General features: G+C 36.4%; 23 protein-coding genes and 1 pseudogene. 8 read left to right on the top strand and 16 right to left on the bottom strand.

What is annotated here, in order from left to right; all coding sequences use genetic code 11:
- Nucleotides 1–1,431, bottom strand: a 1,431-nt coding sequence (locus tag VB694_RS24030; protein ID WP_323362848.1) for a pre-peptidase C-terminal domain-containing protein, incomplete at its 3' end; no start/stop codon positions are given.
- Nucleotides 1,432–1,858: 427 nt separating this feature from the next.
- Between VB694_RS24030 and glp the strand changes: the two genes are divergently transcribed.
- On the top strand, nucleotides 1,859–3,082 hold the full coding sequence (gene glp / locus VB694_RS24035; protein WP_323362849.1) for a gephyrin-like molybdotransferase Glp: 1,224 nt from the start codon (nucleotides 1,859–1,861) through the stop codon (nucleotides 3,080–3,082).
- Nucleotides 3,083–3,181: 99 nt separating this feature from the next.
- Here glp and VB694_RS24040 read toward each other — a convergent pair whose 3' ends face one another.
- Nucleotides 3,182–4,759: a B12-binding domain-containing radical SAM protein gene (locus VB694_RS24040; RefSeq protein ID WP_323362850.1), complete on the bottom strand. Its 1,578-nt coding sequence runs from the start codon at nucleotides 4,757–4,759 to the stop codon at nucleotides 3,182–3,184.
- Nucleotides 4,760–4,981: 222 nt separating this feature from the next.
- On the opposite strand from VB694_RS24040, the gene VB694_RS24045 reads away from it, so the two are divergent.
- Complete coding sequence (locus VB694_RS24045; protein ID WP_323362851.1) at nucleotides 4,982–5,194, top strand: hypothetical protein; 213 nt, start codon at nucleotides 4,982–4,984, stop codon at nucleotides 5,192–5,194.
- A 60-nt stretch (nucleotides 5,195–5,254) separates the two neighbouring features.
- Here VB694_RS24045 and VB694_RS24050 read toward each other — a convergent pair whose 3' ends face one another.
- Nucleotides 5,255–5,605, bottom strand: coding sequence for a hypothetical protein (locus tag VB694_RS24050; protein ID WP_323362852.1), 351 nt, complete (start codon nucleotides 5,603–5,605; stop codon nucleotides 5,255–5,257).
- A gap of 23 nt (nucleotides 5,606–5,628) precedes the next feature.
- Nucleotides 5,629–7,113, bottom strand: a complete 1,485-nt coding sequence (locus VB694_RS24055) for a CIA30 family protein (RefSeq protein ID WP_323362853.1) — start codon at nucleotides 7,111–7,113, stop codon at nucleotides 5,629–5,631.
- Between the two features lie 145 nt (nucleotides 7,114–7,258).
- On the opposite strand from VB694_RS24055, the gene VB694_RS24060 reads away from it, so the two are divergent.
- The 4 genes from VB694_RS24060 to VB694_RS24075 are packed head-to-tail and all read left to right on the top strand — an operon-like array spanning nucleotide 7,259 to nucleotide 10,117.
- Complete coding sequence (locus VB694_RS24060; protein ID WP_323362854.1) at nucleotides 7,259–7,765, top strand: HugZ family protein; 507 nt, start codon at nucleotides 7,259–7,261, stop codon at nucleotides 7,763–7,765.
- 14 nt (nucleotides 7,766–7,779) lie between these two features.
- Nucleotides 7,780–8,700 (top strand): alpha/beta hydrolase, encoded by a 921-nt coding sequence (locus VB694_RS24065; RefSeq protein WP_323362855.1) that lies wholly within the window; start codon nucleotides 7,780–7,782, stop codon nucleotides 8,698–8,700.
- A 7-nt stretch (nucleotides 8,701–8,707) separates the two neighbouring features.
- Entirely contained in the window at nucleotides 8,708–9,088 is a 381-nt protein-coding gene (locus tag VB694_RS24070; protein ID WP_323362856.1) for a GFA family protein, read from the top strand.
- A 15-nt stretch (nucleotides 9,089–9,103) separates the two neighbouring features.
- Nucleotides 9,104–10,117: a site-specific DNA-methyltransferase gene (locus VB694_RS24075; protein ID WP_323362857.1), complete on the top strand. Its 1,014-nt coding sequence runs from the start codon at nucleotides 9,104–9,106 to the stop codon at nucleotides 10,115–10,117.
- Here VB694_RS24075 and VB694_RS24080 read toward each other — a convergent pair.
- Complete coding sequence (locus VB694_RS24080) at nucleotides 10,114–10,758, bottom strand: DUF3386 domain-containing protein (protein WP_323362858.1); 645 nt, start codon at nucleotides 10,756–10,758, stop codon at nucleotides 10,114–10,116. The genes VB694_RS24075 and VB694_RS24080 overlap by 4 nt on opposite strands.
- 103 nt (nucleotides 10,759–10,861) lie before the next feature.
- Here VB694_RS24080 and VB694_RS24085 point away from each other — a divergent pair, with 103 nt between their 5' ends.
- Nucleotides 10,862–11,533 (top strand): LuxR C-terminal-related transcriptional regulator, encoded by a 672-nt coding sequence (locus VB694_RS24085; RefSeq protein WP_323362859.1) that lies wholly within the window; start codon nucleotides 10,862–10,864, stop codon nucleotides 11,531–11,533.
- A 120-nt stretch (nucleotides 11,534–11,653) separates the two neighbouring features.
- On the opposite strand, the gene VB694_RS24090 is transcribed toward VB694_RS24085, so the two are convergent.
- The 7 genes from VB694_RS24090 to VB694_RS24120 all read right to left on the bottom strand — a co-directional run bounded on the left by VB694_RS24090 (nucleotide 11,654) and on the right by VB694_RS24120 (nucleotide 15,655).
- Nucleotides 11,654–12,337, bottom strand: a complete 684-nt coding sequence (locus VB694_RS24090) for a Na(+)/H(+) antiporter subunit B (protein WP_323362869.1) — start codon at nucleotides 12,335–12,337, stop codon at nucleotides 11,654–11,656.
- Nucleotides 12,338–12,342: 5 nt separating this feature from the next.
- The gene (locus VB694_RS24095) at nucleotides 12,343–12,885 is read right to left on the bottom strand and encodes a DUF4040 domain-containing protein (RefSeq protein ID WP_323362860.1); all 543 of its coding nucleotides are present in this window, start codon (nucleotides 12,883–12,885) and stop codon (nucleotides 12,343–12,345) included.
- Entirely contained in the window at nucleotides 12,878–13,177 is a 300-nt protein-coding gene (locus VB694_RS24100) for a monovalent cation/H(+) antiporter subunit G (protein WP_323362861.1), read from the bottom strand. Before VB694_RS24100 ends, VB694_RS24095 begins: the two co-directional genes overlap by 8 nt.
- Nucleotides 13,178–13,252: 75 nt before the next feature.
- A complete protein-coding gene (locus VB694_RS24105) occupies nucleotides 13,253–13,510 on the bottom strand; it encodes a hypothetical protein (RefSeq protein WP_137667240.1) in 258 nt (85 codons plus the stop codon).
- A 2-nt stretch (nucleotides 13,511–13,512) separates the two neighbouring features.
- Nucleotides 13,513–13,893 carry a Na+/H+ antiporter subunit E gene (locus tag VB694_RS24110; RefSeq protein ID WP_323362862.1) on the bottom strand — a complete coding sequence of 127 codons (381 nt, stop codon included), beginning with the start codon at nucleotides 13,891–13,893 and terminating at the stop codon, nucleotides 13,513–13,515.
- Nucleotides 13,890–15,323: a cation:proton antiporter gene (locus VB694_RS24115; RefSeq protein ID WP_323362863.1), complete on the bottom strand. Its 1,434-nt coding sequence runs from the start codon at nucleotides 15,321–15,323 to the stop codon at nucleotides 13,890–13,892. Before VB694_RS24115 ends, VB694_RS24110 begins: the two co-directional genes overlap by 4 nt.
- Nucleotides 15,320–15,655, bottom strand: a complete 336-nt coding sequence (locus tag VB694_RS24120; protein ID WP_323362864.1) for a cation:proton antiporter subunit C — start codon at nucleotides 15,653–15,655, stop codon at nucleotides 15,320–15,322. The genes VB694_RS24115 and VB694_RS24120 overlap by 4 nt, the downstream gene beginning before the upstream one ends.
- Before the next feature lie 188 nt (nucleotides 15,656–15,843).
- Here VB694_RS24120 and VB694_RS24125 point away from each other — a divergent pair, with 188 nt between their 5' ends.
- Entirely contained in the window at nucleotides 15,844–16,971 is a 1,128-nt protein-coding gene (locus tag VB694_RS24125) for an ATP-binding protein (RefSeq protein WP_323362865.1), read from the top strand.
- A gap of 131 nt (nucleotides 16,972–17,102) precedes the next feature.
- Here VB694_RS24125 and VB694_RS24130 read toward each other — a convergent pair whose 3' ends face one another.
- The 4 genes and pseudogenes from VB694_RS24130 to VB694_RS24145 all read right to left on the bottom strand — a co-directional run.
- Nucleotides 17,103–18,464, bottom strand: coding sequence for an NAD(P)/FAD-dependent oxidoreductase (locus VB694_RS24130; protein WP_323362866.1), 1,362 nt, complete (start codon nucleotides 18,462–18,464; stop codon nucleotides 17,103–17,105).
- A 306-nt stretch (nucleotides 18,465–18,770) separates the two neighbouring features.
- Nucleotides 18,771–19,346 (bottom strand): hypothetical protein, encoded by a 576-nt coding sequence (locus VB694_RS24135; protein ID WP_323362867.1) that lies wholly within the window; start codon nucleotides 19,344–19,346, stop codon nucleotides 18,771–18,773.
- Nucleotides 19,347–19,554: 208 nt separating this feature from the next.
- Nucleotides 19,555–20,280 (bottom strand): hypothetical protein, encoded by a 726-nt coding sequence (locus VB694_RS24140; protein ID WP_323362868.1) that lies wholly within the window; start codon nucleotides 20,278–20,280, stop codon nucleotides 19,555–19,557.
- Nucleotides 20,281–20,775: 495 nt separating this feature from the next.
- Nucleotides 20,776–20,961, bottom strand: a pseudogene (locus VB694_RS24145) (Uma2 family endonuclease); the annotation flags it as partial.

Below are 20,961 nucleotides of genomic sequence, written 5' to 3' on the forward strand. Positions count from 1 at the left end.
CCCAGTGTAGTTGGCATTATTCCCAGCAGCTTGTCGGAAAACTTTGACGTAATATGTTCCAGCGTCAACTAAGGAACTTACAACTTCATCAGCACTTCCAGTTTTAATACCTTGGGCAATATTACGACCTAATCCATCAACTAACCAAACATTGGCATTAGATGTGAGATTGCTAAGTTTAAGTTGGATATTGCCGGCTGTGGTGACATTGAAACGGTAAAAATCAAATAGGTCTGTATCACCTACAAAGTCTGAAACTGATTGAGGACTGGAAAATATTATCGCGCCTAAATCCTTAACTTGGTCTACTACTTCTAAGGTTAAGTTCTTACCTGTGGAAGTTGGGGCAAATGCCAAACTGCTACTAATATCTATGCCTTGAATGGTGTTAAAGCTCTTGGTTGTAGCAGAACCATAAGTTAAAACTGTGAATTTAGTCCCAATAGTGGGTGTAAAGCCTCCGGTTAAATTCAGTTTGAGGATTCCACCTATATCTGCTGCACCAGTAATGTTGAATTTATCAAAACTGGCAGCACTTCCTAATTCTAGGTTGAGTGTTCCTGTACCGCTTTGGCTATAGTCACCAGTGATGTTCAGTGTACCAATGGTATTACCTGGGTTAACTTGACCGCCACTATTGTTAACACTGCCTGTAATAGTTCCAATTCCTGCGAGGTTTCCACCTTGTAGGTTCATGGGAACAGAATAAAATGATATACCGCCGCCGTTAAGGATTGTCGTTCCGGCTGTCTGATTATATACTCCGCCAATTTCTATCAATCCTTTTTTGGCTTGGACTGTACCAGTGTTGTTAAAGATGCCACTAAAGTAGGAATAATAACCCGTTGTCCCGTTGGATTTGATGAAAGTACCAGCATTATTAAAGGTAGATAGAGCATCACTGGCATAAAAACCACTATCTCCTTGTAAGTCAATTGTGCCAGTGCTGGTATTATTCCAAATTGCACCGTTGTTAGCAGACAAATAGCTATTCGCTGTCCAGACTGTTGCACCTGCGGTTTCTAGGGTTGTTCCATCTAAGTATTGACCATTACTCAGGTTTAATGTGCCACTAACGGTCTTTTTGCCTGTACCGCTTAATGTGCCTCCACTCCAGTTGAGTTTGTTGGAAATTGTTAAAGCACCAGTGCCAGTAAGAGTTCCAGAGGTCAGATTTAAAACACCATTATTACTAACGGTACTTGCACCTTTGAGGGTTAAGGTATAGCCATTGATATCGAGGGTTTGGATGCCTGTAGTTGTACCGAGAGTTAAACCAGTCAGAGTTCTGTTGATATCTAAGAGAACGGTATAAGTACCACCAATAGTGATTTGGGCAATATCTGCGGATGATGGTACAGTACCGGGAGTCCAGTTACTGGCAAGATTCCAGTTGCCGTTGGCAGCATTTTTCCATGAAAGAGTAGCCATGTTGTGAAGTCTCCTAAATGATTAAACCAGTATATTTACGGTTGAGAGTTGGGTAAGATGTGGATGTATTGAGAACCTTTAGAAACAACTCAAATATTGTTATTTCTAGTGAGTTACTATGTGAGCAAGTTTGGGCAAATTGTCAATATTCTTACTAGACAAGCATCTTAGCAATTATTGTCTACTGGCTTACAAGTACCAATTAATGATAAGCTAATTACTTAATCTTGCTAATTTAGGCTTTACTAATTTTATACAGTTTTTTTTTGTAAAATCAATATTTATTTCAAGTTTAAACTATTGTATTTTTATACAAATTTATATATCTTTTTTAAAAAATAAAGGTAATATTTGTCACCATCAAATACCCTATATTTAAAACTTACACAACACTAGACTAAAATATACAAAATCGGAGTTATTAACTATGCTGTCAGTCAGAGATGCAGAAGCCACTATTTTAAATTCTATACAACCGCTGAATAACCAGCAGGATATAGAATTTGTTGATTTATTGATGGCAAATGGCCGCATTTTAGCCACTCCTGTTAACAGTTCTCTCGATTTTCCCCATTGGGATAATTCGGCAATGGATGGTTATGCTGTGCGTTATGCAGATGTGCAGCAAGCGAGGACTGATAAACCAATTATTTTGGAAGTTGTCGAAGAAATTCCCGCAGGATATCAACCTCAAGTTACTATTAAAGCAGGACAAGCGGCACGAATTTTTACAGGTGCAATGATGCCAGCAGGTGCGGATACTGTAGTCATGCAGGAAACAACTCACCGGGAAGAAAACCGTGTTTTTATCTTTACTGCACCTCAACCCCAGGAGTTTGTCAGACATCAGGGAGATTTTTGTCAAGCCGGTAGCGAAATTGTCCCGGCAGGTATTTCTTTAACTGCTGCGGAAATTGCGGTTTTAGCTGCTACACAACGTGAACAAGTTAGTGTTTTCCGCCTTCCCCGCGTAGCTATTCTTTCCTGTGGGAATGAGTTGGTCATGCCTGAACAGTTGCTGAAACCAGGACAAATTGTAGATTCTAATCAGTATGCTTTGGCGACTTTGATGCGGGAACTGGGGGCAGAAGTGTTACTGTTAGGAATTATTCAGGATGATCCTACTGCTTTAGAAGAAATTATAGGTTATGCGATCGCTAATGCTGATATAGTTATTTCTACTGGTGGTGTATCTGTTGGCGATTATGACTATATAGATAAGATATTACCATCTTTGGGTGGAAAAATTCATTTTCGTGCTGTACAGATGCGTCCGGGAAAACCTCTGACTTTTGCAACTTTCCCCAATTCATTATACTTTGGTTTACCAGGAAATCCGGTTTCTGCATTGGTGACTTGCTGGCGGTTTGTACAACCAACAATTAAAAAACTAGCTGGACTTTCTCAAGGTTGGCAACCGACATTTTTGAAAGTGCGATCGCAATCAGAATTACAATCTAATGGCAAGATGGAAACTTATATTCACGGTAAGTTAAATCTGGTAAATGGTGTTTATCAATTTCAGAAAGCTGAAGGTAATGATAGTTCTGGGAATTTAATTAATTTAACTCAAACTAATGCTTTGGCGATGTTACCTGTGGGTAAAACTTTGGTTTATTCTGGGGAGGAAGTTTTCGTTTTGCAATTATAAGGTAATAGGGAACAGGGAACAGGGAACAGGGAACAGAGTTTTTCACTTTTGACTTTATGACTTGATTTTTCCCAGTCCCCAGTCACCAGTCCCTAGTCCCTAAGCTACTACTTTTTCCTTCTCTGGAACATAAGGTTTTTCTGCACCTTGGGCTAAATAAGCGGCTAATTGACTTTCGATTTCATCACGGACAATTTGCCGATATTCCATAAAATGTTCGATGTGAGCGCAGGTAGAAACGTACTGTTCGATCACCTTGGGATTATGCTTGAGAATGCTAAAGAAGTGATGCCAGAATTTCCAGCGGGTTTCTCTTTTAAAACCTTGTCTCCAAATCACAATTAGCAATGCTTTGATAACTACCCATTCTGGTGTTTTCGCTGGTGCTTTCCATTGGGGAGAACCCAACATTAAAAAACAGCGATAGGTGCGATCTAAATAGGCTACAGGGTCATATAAAGCACAAAAAGCCTCCACATATTCCCTAGCCAGTTCTTCTAAAGGACGGGTAGGGATAAAGTTCATCAATGTAGTTTGATTGATGTTCCCGTCTTTATTTTCCCGCAGTCTGCCTTCTTTTGTGAGACGATGCCATAACGCCGTATTGGGTAGGGCTTGTAACATAGCGAAAGTAGTAGAAGGAATAGCTGCTAGTTCTGCAAATCTAACAATGCGATCGCCTGCACCTGCTTTTTCACCATCAAAACCTATAATAAACCCAGCCATTGGCCGCAGTCCAGTTCTAATGATTGTTTCTACAGATTCAGTTAAAGAACTGCGAGTATTTTGGAATTTCTTAGTTAGTTGTAAACTATCTTCATCTGGTGTTTCAATACCCAAAAATACGGCTTTAAAACCACAGTCAACCATCAATTCCATCATCTCTTGATCTTGCGCCAAATCAATCGAAGCTTCTGTATCAAAATTGAAAGGATATTGATGTTCAGCCATCCAGACTTTTAACTCTTTTAGCAACAATTTCACATTGCGTTTGTTGCCAATAAAGTTATCATCAACCATGAATACACCACGTCTCCAACCCAACTCATAGAGATAATCTAATTCTGCTAATAGTTGTGCTGGTGTTTTAGTTCTTGGTTTGCGTCCATATAATACAATGATGTCGCAAAATTCGCACTGGAAGGGACAACCCCGCGAAAACTGCACAGACATCATATCATAGGCATTAAATTCTAATAAATCAAAGCGGGGAATGGGTGTACTGGTAACATCAGGTTTTTCGGTAGCGCGGAAAACCCCTGATTTTTCACCTTTTTGTAAAGCTTCCACAAACATGGGTAAGGTGATTTCCCCTTCATCTAAAATCAGGTAATCTGCCCCTGCTGCTTCGACTTCATGGGGTGTAGATGTGGGGTATGGACCACCCAAAGCTACTAACTTACCCCGGCGTTTTGCTTCCCGAATTTGATCTAGTAAATCTTGTTTTTGGACAATCATAGCCGAGAAAATGACTATATCTGCCCATGCCCATTCTTCTTCTGTGGCAGCGCGGATGTTACGATCTACTAGCTTAAACTCCCACTCTTGGGGCAAAATTGCTGCAACTGTGACTAAACCCAATGGTGGTAATAGAACCTTTCTATCTACGAGTGCTAGGATTTTCTCATAGGACCAGAAGGTTTTGGGAAATATTGGATAAACTAGCAAGACACGCATAGTATCACCCCTCACGATTTATTTTGTGATCTAACTGTAACTAAAATTAAGACTGATTGACTTTTTTCTCAATTTACCTGTTGTATGTGAGAATGTCTGAATCAGGATGTCCAGGATTTAAAGATTTACAGGATGAAGACTGGGATTTCATCAATAATTACGTATCATCACCTGTAGAAGACTTAACTTGATAACTAACAACTTGGGTAAATATGATTTTTTATGGATATTGCAAGTTGGGAAAATACTATTCAAGAAATTATTACAGGTAAACTTCCCATGACTGCGGATATAGATTTGCGTCTTTGTCGCTATTTTAGACTTTCGGAAGGATATTTTTTAAGATTGCAAAATGCTTATGAAATTATGGAAGCAAAAAGAAGTTTAGGAGAAATTTTAAATCAAATTACTCCTTATTCTTCACTTGCAACATAGAACACATACTAGCTGCACTTTCTGTATCGCAGGTAAAAATATAAAAATGTTGATATATTCTTACTTACCAGACTCCAATTTAAAAACCCGCTTTCCTAAATCATTAACTTGTTGCTTTAATTCCACAACTAAAGTTGATAATCTATCAAACATTCTATCCCGTTCTGACTGTGATAAATTCCGTCTAGAAATTTGAAGCTTGGAGGGAGTTTGAGTAATTCTAGAGGATGGAATCTGGGGATTTTGACGCAGTAATAATTCTATTTGATTCAACCGCAACTCTACACGACGCAAATCAGATTCTAGGTTATTAACACGAAAATCTACTTGCTGTGAAGAAGCGGGATGAGATAAAATACCACTCCACAGAATTATCACTACAACCCCAGCAAACAATAATTTTTTAAACATTTTATTGATTGGTTCGCTACCAATTATTTATCAGGTTGTAAACTAGAAAATAACTGTTCCCAATTGATAGACTTAACATCATTCTCTCCCTGTTTTACTTCCAAAGTCATATTACGTGCTTTTGGTTGTTTGAGGGATTGAACGCAAAGTTCAGCAATATCATTACGGCTAACTTTACCTCTGATATTATCACCTTGCTCAAATATTAACTCTTTACCTCCTGCTTCTTCAGTTAAAGCACAAGGTCTAATAATTGTGTAAGGTATTTCACTGCTTCTTACACTATCTTCTCCTTTTAATTTCCAAGTTAAAATCCCTCCCAATTGGTCATTTAATCTTACTGCTGGGGGTTCTTCTTCTAAATTAATTCCTGGTCTTCCGGGACGAGTTACACCAGCAGAACTAACTAAAACAAATTGAGGTAAACCTTGACCACCATAGGCTTTTATTGATTCTAGTTCTAATGCAAAACCACCAGGATTAAATTTAGGATTTAAATCACCGTCATATTCAAATTTGCTCAACATTAATTGAAATGAACAAACTTTACTTTTATCTATTTCTGGAGAATCTTTCACAGTTTTTGCTCTAAAAACAGGTGTTAAATTAACAAAGGGAATATTAACATCTATCCATGAATTAGCTACAGTATCAAAAGAATAACTGTAACCAACTCCATCCCATGCTGTTTCAGTTCTTAAAAAGATTTTATAACGTTGTCCATCACCTTTAACTCGTAATCTCACCCCGGTAAAACCTGATAAATTAATTGCAGGTGTAAAATTCTTAGTTCTTACAGATGCAAAACCTCCCGAATTTGCAGTAGAAACATTACCAGCAAATAAAGCGGTTTTTTCTAAGATATGAAAATTGCTGGAACTGACACCACCCATAACCACATCATCTAACGCACCCCAGATATTTTTTAATTCTTCTGATGGTTGAGTAAAATCAAATATCGCTTTTTCACCTGTGTTTGATAAATATCTTCTTGCAGCTTCTACTAAGTTTTTCACACCTTTATATTCGACATTTTCTGGGGTATCACCCACAATTTCTGGTAGATAAAATTTCACACCTTGATTATATTTTGCCCTATCAGGTGTATCTCCTTCTACTGGTTGAACACGCACTGCTGTACAACAAACAACACCTTGAATATTACTCATAACCAAATCATTCAAAGTTGCGGGTTTGGTAATATCTCCCACTACTAAGTCAACATCATTACCAAGAGTTGACCGCGCTTTATCAATATCTCTGACTAAACAGCGGACTTTGTAACCCTGTGCTGATAGTCTTTGTACGACTCGTTTACCAACTCCACCAGTTGCACCCGCTACTAGAATTACACCCATTTGTATTCCCCCCTTTGGTTGATTTTCATTGTTTTCAGGACGACGTTGAAATAACTTTTCTACCCAGTTCAGGACGGGAAATACCTCAAAGTAGGTGAGGGTTTTGATGAATCTGCACAAGTCCCATTGAGAACGATTTTTTTCAGTCATAATTATTTCGTCACTACTATAGTGTATTCTATTCTTATTGTAGCAATTGTGAACAACAAGATCCCCGACTTCTTTAAGAAGTCGGGGATCTGAAAAGATATGTTATATAATAACACATTAACAACCTACAATGAATTTACCTGTTATGAGTCAATTGGAAAAAGTCCAAGCTGAGTATGAGAAATTTCCTCAAGAATTTGCCAGCATCATTATTAGTACAGTCAACGCACAAGGAATTCCTAACGCTAGTTATACTCCTTTTGTGATGGATGAATTTAAAAACATCTACATTTATGTTAGTGGGTTATCCAGTCATACTACTAATATTCAAGTTAATCCTTATGTGAGTGTTTTATTTATTGAAGATGAAGCTAAAAGTCCTAATATTTTTGCGCGTCGTCGCTTGAATTTTGATTGTACAGCTACTTTGGTTGAGAGGGAAACCGAAAAATGGCAGCAAATTGTTAAAGAATTTCAAGAACGTTTTGGAGAAATTATTGAAGTCTTACGTGGTTTGGCTGATTTTAGAATTTTTCAACTCACTCCAACTAAGGGACGCTATGTAATTGGGTTTGGTGCAGCTTACAATATTAATGGTGATAATCTCCATCAACTTGTACAAGTAACTAAGGATAATCTTTCTAATTCATAATTGATATAGAGTATATGCTGAAATTTCAACCTCTTGGTTTTGGTCAAAAAGTCATTAATACATCTTTGGGTTCAATGGTTTATTATACCCAAATTAGTGAACCTTGGAATATTTCTGAAGTTGAAAAATTACCACCTTTGTTATTTTTACATAATTTTGGGGGTGGTGCTTCTGCTTATGAATGGTCTAAAGTCTATCCAGCTTTTGCAAATGAATACCGCATTTTAGCACCTGATTTAATTGGTTGGGGAGAGTCTGAACATCCGGTACGAGATTACCAAGTTCAAGATTATTTGACTACTATTAGTGAGTTTATTCACCGAAGTTGTAATCAACCTGTGACGGTGGTAGCTTCTTCTTTAACTGCTGCTTTTACTATTCGTCTTGCTATTTCTGAACCTAATTTATTTAAAGAATTGTTTTTAGTTTCTCCTTCTGGTTTTGATGACTTTGGCCAAGGTGCTGGTAGGAGATTACCGCTTTCGGTGATTAATATACCTTTTTTGGATAATTTGATTTATGGTTTGGGTGCGGAAAATGAAGTTGCTGTTAGTAATTTTTTACAAAGTTTCCTTTTTGCTAAACCGGAAAGATTGACTCAAGAAATTGTGGAAGCTTATTTATATTCTGCACAAAAACCTAATGCGAAGTTTTCAGCATTGGCATTTTTACGAGGTGATCTTTATTTTGATTTGAGTTTATATATTCAACAATTGAAAGTTTCTACTGTGTTTTTCTGGGGTGAAGAAGCACAATTTACTAATATTAATTTGGGAAGGAGATTAGCTAGTTTAAATAAAAGTGCGATTAGGGATTTTCAAACTATAGGAGATACTGGTATTTTACCACATTTGGAAACGCCTGGAGTTTTTATTGGTTTGTTATCTAAAATTAAACGCGGATGCACGCAGATTAACGCAGATAAAGAAGGATGATGGAAAGATGAATAAAACTGTGACTTATGAAGGTGGTTGTCACTGTGGTGCGGTACGTTTTCGGGTTGTGGTTGATAACCACAAAGTTGATGATTGTAATTGTTCAATTTGCTCTAAAAAGGGCTTTTTACATTTAATAGTTCCTCAAGATAAATTTACTTTATTACAAGGTGAAGATGTTTTAAAAACCTATCAATTTAATACGGGAGTTGCAAAACATAAATTTTGTCAAGTTTGTGGAATTCATGCTTTTTATATTCCTCGCAGTCATCCAGATTGTATTGATGTGAATGTGCGGTGTTTAGATGGGGATGTGATAGGTAATTTTGAAATTGTACCTTTTGATGGTGCAAATTGGGAGGATAATATTCACAAGTTGATTAATTGATTCTAGTTGTTAAAAATGACATCTATTTTGTTGGATAAGCCTTTATACATTACAGATTATGGTTCTGCTTATGTGGGAGATTCTTTAGAATTACTAGATAAGTTGGAAACAGACTCTATTGATTTAGTTATGACTTCTCCCCCTTTTGCATTACAACGGGAAAAAAGTTATGGTAATGTTGAACAGGAAGAATATGTAGATTGGCTATTTGCTTTCTGTAAAAAAGTCTATCGAATTCTGAAACCAGAAGGAAGTTTTGTGATAGATTTAGGGGGAGCATATCAAAGTAAACGTCCTGTACGTTCTTTGTATAATTATCGCATTTTAATTAAATTATGTGATGAGTTAGATTTTCGTTTAGCTGAGGAATTTTTTTGGTATAATCCTTCTAAGTTACCTTCACCAATTGAATGGGTAAATAAACGCAAAATTCGTGCTAAGGATGCAGTTAATACTATTTGGTGGTTGTCAAAAACTGATTTTCCTAAAGCTAATGTCAGTAAGGTACTTGTTCCTTATTCTGAGAGGATGAAAAAGCTACAAGCTAATCCTGAAAAATATTATAAACCTAAAGAACGTCCTTCAGGACATGATATAAGTTCGGCTTTTGCTAATGATAATGGAGGTGCAATTCCTGCTAATTTATTACAAATTCCCAATACAGAAAGCAATTCTCGCTATATGAAACTGTGTAAAAATGTGGGAATAAAACCTCATCCTGCGAGGTTTCCGCAAAAATTACCCGCATTTTTTATTGATTTTCTCACAGAACCGGGAGATATAGTTTTGGATATATTTGCAGGTTCTAATACTACTGGTGCTGCTGCGGAAGCTGTGCAGAGAAATTGGCTGGCTTTTGAGCAAAATTTATCTTATTTAGCGGCTTCTGCATTTAGATTTATGGATGTTAATCAAAATGTGGATGAGGCTGTGAAGAGATTTCAAACATTAGTTAATCAGGGTAATAATTCAAAAGGGTTTAGCAATGCTAAACCCCTACAGAATTCTGATATCTTACCAAAAATCTAACCTAACAATTCCAGATTAGAGAAAAGAAACTCTTGAATAGAGACATTTCCATTTGTTTCAGTACGAATTTCTCGACGGTTGAGAATGTAATAATTCCCTACCTTTTCATATTCATCTGTAAACTCACTCCGACCACCTTTTTGAACATTGGTTTTGGGGTCATGATATACAGCATCATAAGTGTGAGATAAATATCCTGCACCAGTTTCGTGAATACTAAAAGTGTTAATTGTCACAACAACTCCATGAATATGACGATGAACAAGAGTCACTACATCGTTACGAACTTTATATTTGTCACCTACTGATTTTCCACCCAGGAAAATTTCTACAGCCCCAGTTTCGTCAGTTTCTCCATAGGTAAAAGTATTTTCGCCATGAGTTTGTTCAAAAGTGCGACGGACACGGTGAACAGCAATTTCCCAAGTTTGACTATCAATAGCTTTTTTTGCTGCTTCGTCTTCTACTCCGGTAACTTCCCATTTGAGATTAGCGTCAATGCGAATTTTACCAGTGAACGCCTGACCATCATATTTATAAGTGATATCTGCGTTATAACCAGGAAAATTTTCATCCCAAGTATAACGGTTTTGATATGCAGCCCGGAAAAGTTCTTGGGCAGAGATTTGAGTAACTGTCATGATGCTTGTCCTCTGGCTACGAATAAGAATAGCTTTTTACGCTTGCTGGTATTAGCATAGAAGTAATGATCGAGGTTCGCATAGTCCCCAAGTGGGTACTCTTATGACTAAAACACTCCACGCCATTTTTGAAGCGATCGCAAATGTTGAAAATGAGCAAGAATTACAACAGGCTCTAATGGACACCATTGGCGACCATTTTGGTGTGCAGCATTGGGGTATTTCTTTTCTGGATAACGAGTTATTAACAACAACAGAAATTCCTGAAATTCCTGCGGTTTGCTTAGAAGCGAACCCCGTTGGTAGCTATGTTTTAGAACGTCATGCGCCCACCCATGAACAACTAATTTTATCACCAGAAGACTGGAAAAATTTTTGTACCCGTCATGAACACGTTATGACTGGACCGATAGTTTGTGATGGTCGGTTAGTAGGAACTCTCAACTTTGCCCGTGACCCCGGAAACCCCCCTTTTAATGCTAATGATTTAGCTGATTTAAGTGCTTTATGTCTTCATTTATCAGCCAAAATTGCCACCCTCCGCGCACAACCTAAAACCCTGAAATCTGCCGTTACCTGTCCCCTCACACCCAGGGAATTAGAAATTGCGGAATTAGTCGCCCAAGGGTTAACAAATGGGGAAATAGCCACTAAACTTTGGATTACCCAAAACACTGTTAAACAAGCGTTGAAAAGAATGTTTAAGAAATTAGGAGTTTCTGCACGTGCGGAAATGGTAGCGAAATTGCAAGATCATTTTGTAATTCGTAATTAGGAATTAACCATCAGTTTCTTCATGTTAAAAATCCGTAGAGGAGAGTGGTAATTTCATTTTGAGTTAATGAATGTATTTCTTCCTTTGCTCCTCTGCGTCTTGGCGCGAAACCCCTCAAAACTACAACAAACCCCGATAACGAATAAAAATCAAAACCACTGCCCAAGAACCTAACGCCACCTTCACCGCAACGATAATATTTAAAATCGGCAAAATTCCCCCACTAAAAAGCTTTCCTAATTCCCCGTGTGGTAACTCTAATCCTGATAAAGTGATCACAGATAAAACGATAAAAACCAAGACTGACACCTTCTCCCAAATAGCTGCATGATAACGTTGGTAAATATCCTGCATCCATTGATATGACGAAGTAATTGCTATTAATCCTATCGCTGTTCCACCCGCTACACCAGCAGCAAAACCACCTCCAGGGCTTAAATGTCCTCTAATTGCTAATTCAATCCCTACTAACGCTGCAATTGTTGCCCCCAAACGAGCTAAGATAATGGAAGATTGATCTTTAAATTGATACATTGTACAGGATGGATTTTCATTAGCTAATAAAAAATTACATCCTAAAATGGCGATTGTAAATACAATTACTTCAAAAATTGTATCATAAAGGCGATTTCTAAATATAATTCCTGATACTGCGTTGACAACTCCACTTTCATTCACTACTTTTTCTGTAATAGACATATCTGAAATCACTTTGGGAATATCCCCTAAATGAGATGCGATATCAGGCATGAATAACATTTTAATAAATAATGCTATTCCCGCTAAAATGTAAACCCATTTCATTTTCATTAATGTTTCTCCTCAGATACTGCAACATCAACATAATTTATAACTGTGTTAGGTGATGACAGTTCACTTTCAACAATTTGATAAATACGTTTTACTCTGATTTCTGTTTGATAATTTTGCTCACATTCATCACTCGCTAAAACTGGCGCACAGGTAGCATGAACTTCTTTTTCCTGTAACGCTTTTTGCAAACATTGGTTACTGTTGTAGGGTACAAGTTCTAACCGCAGATAATGTTTACTGAAAATTTTACGAAAATCATTGATTAGATTTTCTGAGATTGATTGATTTTCAATGATACCCAAACGTAAAACTAAGGATGAACGAACAGCTATAGCATATAAAGAAACGGATAACATTGTTCCCATTAATGCTTCTGTTAAAGCTACATCTGCTGCACCTAAAACCGCATCTACTAACGCCGCGATCGCACCTAAAACCCCACGCAAAATTAACGCATGATAAGGGTTAACTTGTGTGACTAACATTCCCGCAGTTAAGGGTAATAAAGCCACAATTATATATAAATAAGAATCATTCATTTTCTGCCTCTATAGTTGTATCATGAGTTGAACAATAGGCGATGACATAACCCAACATTGTATTCCACATCGCCAAGGAAATAATACCTAAAACTAACAATGGCCACTTACTGGGTATTTGCATTAAAATTCCCACCATCATCAGCATTGAACCCAAAGTATCAGCCACAGTAAGTCCATGTAATTTGAATAATACTGATTTATTGCTAACTAAATGAGAAGTACCCCAAAACCAGAAAAATAACCCTATTCCTATACAGGTATAACTGATAATACTCACAAGATTTTGCATTTAACTTTCCTCATTTTCCTCTTTTACTTAAACTAGTGAAATCTGATAACTGAATAGCTGATAGCTAATTACTATTCATGCTTCATTTAACCTTCTGAGAATCTGTGCTAATAACATAAACCCAGCATTTCCTACACTCAACATAATCGCTCCTACTACCCCAATCATCCAATCATCTCTTGCCACAGAAATTACTAAAATCATGATAGATACTTTACTAGAAATACTCCCCAAAGCCAACATTAACTGCCAAGTATTCTCTGTTTTCCATGCTTCATAAATGGGAATTAATAAAGCTGCTATCATCCCTAACAATACTATTTCTAAATTCATAATTATTTCCTTCCTGGTTTAATATGATGAACTTCATAAAATCCATCTTCATCATGGTTTACAACAATAGTTTTCGGGGTGAACGTAATCAAAAATATGTCCATAAACACCAACAAGGAAGAATGTTTATGTTTCACCTTTTCCCTGATAATTTCCTCATGATGATGGGGATTAATGATAATTTCAAACGCTTCTTTAAAAGCCATAATAATCGCTACCACTACTTCCCCTAAAACCTTTACCCATTCGGTTAATTTTGCCCGTGATGTGTAACCCCTGGGTAAAATTAGGGCAATAATTACCCCAATAATAATGTTAGTTGTACTAAAATCAGCCGTTAATAAAAACCAAATTGTTAATCTTAATATCAAATGTCCAATCATGATAACACCATCCAAAATAATACAATTACAGTTAAACTCATCACACCTACTAAATGTTCAAATTCTTCAACTACGCGGGGTACATATATTGCTAATTTCTTGAAAATCAGATGATATGCTAACCAACCAATAGCAATGGTGATAATTGCTTTGATAATATCGGCAATGTTATAAGCTTTCAGATAGGCAATATTGCCCACAACTAAACCAGTAATTAAGAATATTACTGCTAACCAAAAGCCAGGTTTTATAGTTTGTTCAGGATCTTGTTTATGAGGCAGAAAAATGAATTTAGAAAAAGCTATTGCTGTGCCAACTGCGGCAATATTCATGGCTATAAACTGCCAAGCTCCTAAATTTTTCATAGTTAACATCTTAGCTGCAAAACCTGACAACAAAGGAAAACCAGCAATTGATAAACTAGCGATAACTAAAACAATCCAAATGTTAGTATTAATAGGTTTATTTTCCAGTTCTTTAAAATTGCGACTGGGTAAAGAACCAGCAGTCAAAAATAAAGATGATTTTGCCAGTCCATGAGTTAGGGCATAAAAACCACCTACTTCAGGTGCAGCGAGTATCCAACCTAATTGGGAAATAGTGCTAAATGCTAACAGACGCTTGGTATCTTTTTCAAAGATGGCGTAGGATACACCCATAAAAGCTGTCCCCACACCCAAAATAACGACGATATTATTAAGTTCTGGAGAAACCGCAGCACATCTTAATAAAGGTAACACACTGGCTTTAACTACAATACCTGAAAGCAAAGCAGAAACAGGAGTTTCTGATTCAGAATGGGTTAAAGGTAGCCATAAACCAGAAACAAAAATCCCTGCTTTGACTAACATTCCTAAAAAGATTAATGCTACTGCTTCTGGTGGTGCATTTTTTAAACCTGCAAAACTAAAAGAGAGAGTTTTTTCATAAACTAAGACTGCACCAACGAGATAAAATAACATAGAGATATTGCTGACAAATAGGTAGCGTAAACCTACCCAAATTGAGCGATCGCTGCGAGGATAAGCAATCAATAAAAAAGCTGCAATCCCGCTAACCTCTAAAGCTACATATAAACTCACAAAATCTGCACAGATAAAAGCAGCATTTAAACTACCATGAACAATAATAGTTTGGGCATAGAAAAAAGCATTTTTATCACTATTCCAACAATATAAAGCTACAGCAGCAGTAACCAAAGCATTGGTTAAAATAAAGTACCCACTTAACTGATCAGCTTCTAAAGTGACACCAAAACTATCAAGTAAATTGAGTTTAACTGGTGACTGTTGTAGAAATAGTTGCACAGCATAAGCAGCAGTAACCAATGTTCCCAAAAAAGTCAAATGTCTGTTAAGTTTGGGAACTAAAAAAATGATGAACCCTAGAAAAAATGGAATTGCAATCCAAGTAATGGTAATAGTATTCATGGTGTGTTATTTTTCTCAATCTCGCTGCTTTCTAATGTGGGATTATCCTTTGCTAATTTCATGACACCAACTAGCATCAAAGCCTGAATCGAAAAACCGATGACTATCGCTGTCAAAATCACCGCCTGGGGAACAGGATCAGCATAAGTAGCTTTTTTTACTTCGGAAATAATGGGAGTAAATAAACCCTCTCGTGATGCAATAAATACATAAAAGGCAATTACCCCCGTACTCATCACATCCATTGAAACAATCTTCATCACCAGGTTTTTTTTCAGAATGATACCGAAAAAACCGCATAATATTGTTGCCAGTACGCACGCTTCTAACACGGGAATTACTTATTAAATAAGGGATAGGGGATGTATCCTTGGCTTCTTTACGAAACTGGGGATCTGGATATTAGGTTTTTTTTTCAGTTGTTTAAAGTGCTATACTATTATTAGCACGAAACTTTAGTGCTAATTACACAAAAGCACTAAATTTATCTAATGATAATCATAATTACAGTTAATGATTTATGTTGTCCCTAACAGCACCAACCACAACCAAAGACGAGGAACCCGTGAATTTCGATTTATCTACTTCTTTACAATTAATTGGACGCTCCCTAGAATTTCAGCGTATTGTAGATATACTTGCCCAGGATGGTGATTTGCTGATTACTGGAGTACCTGGAAGCGGAAGACGGACTTTAGTCAGGGTTGCAGCGCAGGAAGTTGGTGCGGTGGTTTTGGAGATAGACTGTATTCGCGCTACAGATGGGGAAAGATTTGTACAATTACTAGCAGAAGCGATTAGCCAAAACTGGGAAGCCAAAAAAATTGAAACTTGGGTTAAACAAACTGCAAGTGAATTTTTTATTTTTAATGCTGAAAGTAAACTTAAATTATTACATTCCCTAGATCAAAAACAACTATGGCAAGCATTTACAATCTTGCTAAAATTATTGCAAATGATGGCTGATAATTTAGATCAGCGAATTGTTTTGATTTTGCAAAGTTTCCCCCATATTCGTTCTTGGGATCGCAACAATTTATGGGAATCAACTTTTAGACAAGAAGTTAAAGCCAATCCTTATGTTAGTTATGTTTTACTAGCGACAATTGGCGAAACCAGCCACCATCAAGATGAGCATAGCTATCCGATAGAAACAATTCAATTAGCTCCTTTATCTAAGGATGTTTTAGCATTGTGGACGAGAGAGATTCTGCACACAAAAAACCTCAAATTTGATCCTCATTCTCAAGCATTACAAATATTTGTAGATGCTGTTCAAGGAAACATTGGCGATGCTATGGCATTAATTCGTAGGTTGTCAATTTTGCAATACACGCAAGGATTAATTACTGAAGAAGAAGTAAATCAAGTAATTGACGGAATGCTAAAAGATTTATCTATAACTTATGAATCTTTATTGATGTTACTTCCATCTAGTCAAATCCATCTTTTAGAATCTTTAGCAGTTGATCCTACAGATAAACCGCAGAGTAAAGAATATATTCAAAAACATGGACTTTCTAGAGGTGGAAGTCTCCAAGGTGCTTTAACTGGTTTACAACATAAAGGTTTAATTTACAGTGCTGAACAAGGTTATCGGTTAGCTTTACCTTTATTGGCTTTGTGGTTAAAACAGCGGTTGAGTTGATGAGGCAGTATTTGCTATAGAATTTAGATAAACCCGCCAAAAACTTCACACTCAAATCTTTGAGTTAGTGTTCACAAGAATGGCGGGTTTGTTGATTGGTTTCAAGGCGGTGGTACTACAAAGCAACAATCTTAGAGCTTGACTGGCTGCTTCTTTTCTGTAGTCTGGGAATGACTGCTATCGTTAACAGTTGTTACTTCCAAAAAAGCTTCTTTACCTGTAATCAATCGAGAGCGACGATTACGAGTAATATAATTCCATGCCCATTGAATTACTACTACTAATTTAGTGTCAAACTCAATTAAGAAGTAGATGTGAATTATTAGCCAAAATACCCAAGCAAGGAAACCTGTGAGTTTGATAAACCCTAAATCTACAACAGCTAAATTTTGCCCAATCATTGCCAAACTACCCACGTCTGTATAATGGAATTCTGGCAAAGTATGACCTTGAAGCCGTAGTTGAATCAGTCCACCTACATACTCTCCTTGTTGTTTGGCTACGGGTGCAACACCAGGTAAGGGTTTACCAGTTTGATGGGAGAAATTGGCTAGGTCTCCAATTACAAAAATGTTTTTATAACCCTTGATGGTCAAGTTTGGTTCTACAATTACTCTTCCAGAGAAATCCAGGTCTACACCTGTACTTTCTGCTAGGACTTTTCCCAGAGCCGAACCTTGAACACCTGCTGCCCACAATACAGTTTTTGAGGCAATTTCTGTCAATTTATCATCTTGCTTGAAAGTAACTATGTCATTTTCAATATTTGTCACCCTGGTTTGAGTGTTAATAACTACACCCAACTTTTCCAACGATTCTGCTGCTACTTTGGATAACTCTGGTGCAATGTGTGGGAGAATGCGATCGCCCCCTTGCAATAGTAAAATTTTCGCTTCTGAAGTGTTGATGTTGCGGAAATCTTCTTTAAGAGTTTTGTATGCCAATTCTGCGATCGCACCTGCTAATTCTACGCCAGTAGGACCACCACCCACAATCACAAAAGTCAAAAAAGCACGGCGTTTTTCAGGATCAGTTTCTTTTTCTGCCGCTTCAAATGCCGAAAATATCCGCCGACGCATTTCTATCGCATCTTCTACAGTTTTCAAGCCAGGAGCAAATTCTTTCCAGTTATCTTTACCAAAATAGGAATGGTTAGCACCTGTGGCGACAATTAATGTATCATAAGGTATTACTTCATCACCCAACATAACTTGTTGCGCTTTTGGATCAATACTATTTACTTCTCCCAGCAAAACTTTTGTATTCTTGCTTTTGCTGAATACAGATCGCAATGGTGCAGAAATATCAGCAGGTGATAGTGTACCTGTGGCAACTTGATATAAAAGTGGCTGAAATAAGTGAAAGTTACGTTTATCAATGAGCGTAACATTTACATTGGCATTAGCCAGAGCCTTTGCTGTATACAGTCCACCAAAGCCACCACCAACGATCACAACCTGATATGATGGCTTTGTCTCAAGTGAAACTCCCATAAGAAATATTTCCTTTTGTTAAGAGTCATGTAACGTTTCTTAACAAAAATGTAACAAAATCATAATATATTTTGCCGTTTATTGAGAACACTTGACAAAATACAAAAAGTAGTTAAAGTTACCAATCAGTTATTATTAACAAAAAATCAGAACAATCTAGATTAATCAACCCAACTTACATCACTGTACAATATCACTTTTAACTTGCCACCATTTCTAGTATAGCTTGTCTTCTGAACCATGTAAGCAGGAATCAGGATTCAGAAACCTTCATAAAAAGATTGCAAGTTGAGGAATACTAAAAACTCAATCTTTTACCTGTGTACTTACAGCAGCATAATTAGTTTTATAACTAGATAATTTTTCCTGAGCTTTTTTATAAATAAATGTACCCTCTGGAATACTTTCTAATAAATTGATTGCTTCTTGCCATTTTAATTGTGCTTGTTTCCAAATTTTTGGCGGATGAGGAGGATTTTGAACTAAAATAGCAGCTTCTATGGCTAATTTTTGGGAAAGTTCAAAATTGTCTTTCGCTTTCTTCTCATTTAATATTCTTGTAGAGATAGCTTGACTATTCACATGATAACTAGATAGTTGTTTCTTTGCTTGTTCAGAAATAGATGTACCTTCAGGAATTTTCTCTAAGAAAGATATTGCTTCTTGCCATTTGATGCGTGATTTTTCCCATACCTCTTCGGGATGGGGAGGATTTTGAACTATTATAGATGCTTCCATCCCCTTTTTTCGTGCAGATGCAAAATCATTTTTAGCCTTTTCTTCCTGATTAATATTTAAGGTCATTTGCTGAATTTGTGGCAATTTATCTTTACCGATCCAAACACCAACAAACAGCAAAGCTGTACTAATAATAGCAATCATTACCGAAGGTTGAAAAATAAATATTTTCTGAGATTGATTGTTAACTATTGGTTGCGAAACTTGATTTTTCTGTGATTTATGATTATTTTTTAAACGTTGTAAAGCTTCTTCACCTTGACTTTTTAGATGATTACCATTTAAAAGTAAATTGCCGATTTGTTCTTTGAAATATTCACAGTTATGTATAACTTCTGCCAGTGATAGAAATTCACCTGCACTGGCTGGATATAATTAATCCATGCTCATCATCTAGCCATTCTAAGGAAAAGCCATAGTTGCCATAATAATTAGATAATCCGATAATAATTTGACAAATATCTTCTTGATTTTGCAATTGCTGATAAGCATCATTTATTCTTTGTTGCAATTGAATCAAATCATTCTGAGCCGTATTTATTTGATTAAGTTGCTGTTTTAATAAATCTGAATTATTAAGTGATAAATTTATTCTGATTAATTCATCAATTGCCTTAATTTTGTTGTTTATATTCTCACTTTGTAGATAGTTATTGATTTGATTTAAAACTACTGAATCACCTACAAGATATTCACCTGTATCTAAAATCCAATTCACCCAATCAATCCACTCATAAATTCTTGCCTGTAAATCACTTAAAGTTATTTCATCTTCTTTATTGCCGAATTTGTCTGCAAGTAATCCTGCACCACCGCTAATAACTGCATCTACCAGAAACCCACCAGGAATAAATAAACCTGCTACTACTCCTAAAAATGGTAATGCTCCCATAGCAGCATTTTTGAGTTTTTCAAATCCTAATTCTGAATCAATTTCTTCCTCAATTTCGTTTAAAATTGATAAAATATTATTCAGTCTTAATAATTCATTTTTAACTGTTTGACGAGTGCTAATATTAAGATTAAGTTGATCAATAATATTTGGCAAGTCACTAAGCAGAGTTTCTAGATCAGCCATATATAATCCTTTATTGGTGGTTTAATTTCAACAACCTGTGTATTAAATTTATTATTACAAATTTTGCTTATATATAATTGCTGAATAATATACTCACGTGACAAGTGAAATTAATAAAATGTAATATTTCATCTCCTATTAATCTAGTAAAAACAGATAATCTGTGATATCAGTCTGATAGCGTAGCGTGGCGTAGTCATATCAGGATACTCAAGATTAGAGAACTCCACAAAAAACATGATCCCATAGTGTAGGGGTAATTCATGAATTACCCCTACTTTCGCGGAAGCTTTAGGGGAATGATATTAAAACAGGATCAATCATTCTATGGAGTTCACTTAAAGGATTTTCAGGATGAAATTATTTTGATGATTTAAAACAAGAATATCATTCACATAACATCATTATGAAAAAAATCCTGTAAATCCTTAAATCCTGGATATCCTGATTCAGACAGATAAAATGCTGATCCCATAGTTTAGATGATCAGCAAATTTATTGTGGTAAAATGTCATCCAGTCGAAGTTCTAAATTCGCTAAAATGCCAGAAATGATGGACTCACCAAGACGATACTGTTTTTGGCTATAATCATCACCATTCAACTGACAAACGGTGAAAGTTGGCTGTTTCGGTCTACCGATAAAAGCAACACCACCCAATCCTCGGTGATCCGCAATGGG

Source organism: Anabaena sp. UHCC 0451, assembly GCF_034931405.1.
Lineage (GTDB): Bacteria > Cyanobacteriota > Cyanobacteriia > Cyanobacteriales > Nostocaceae > RDYJ01.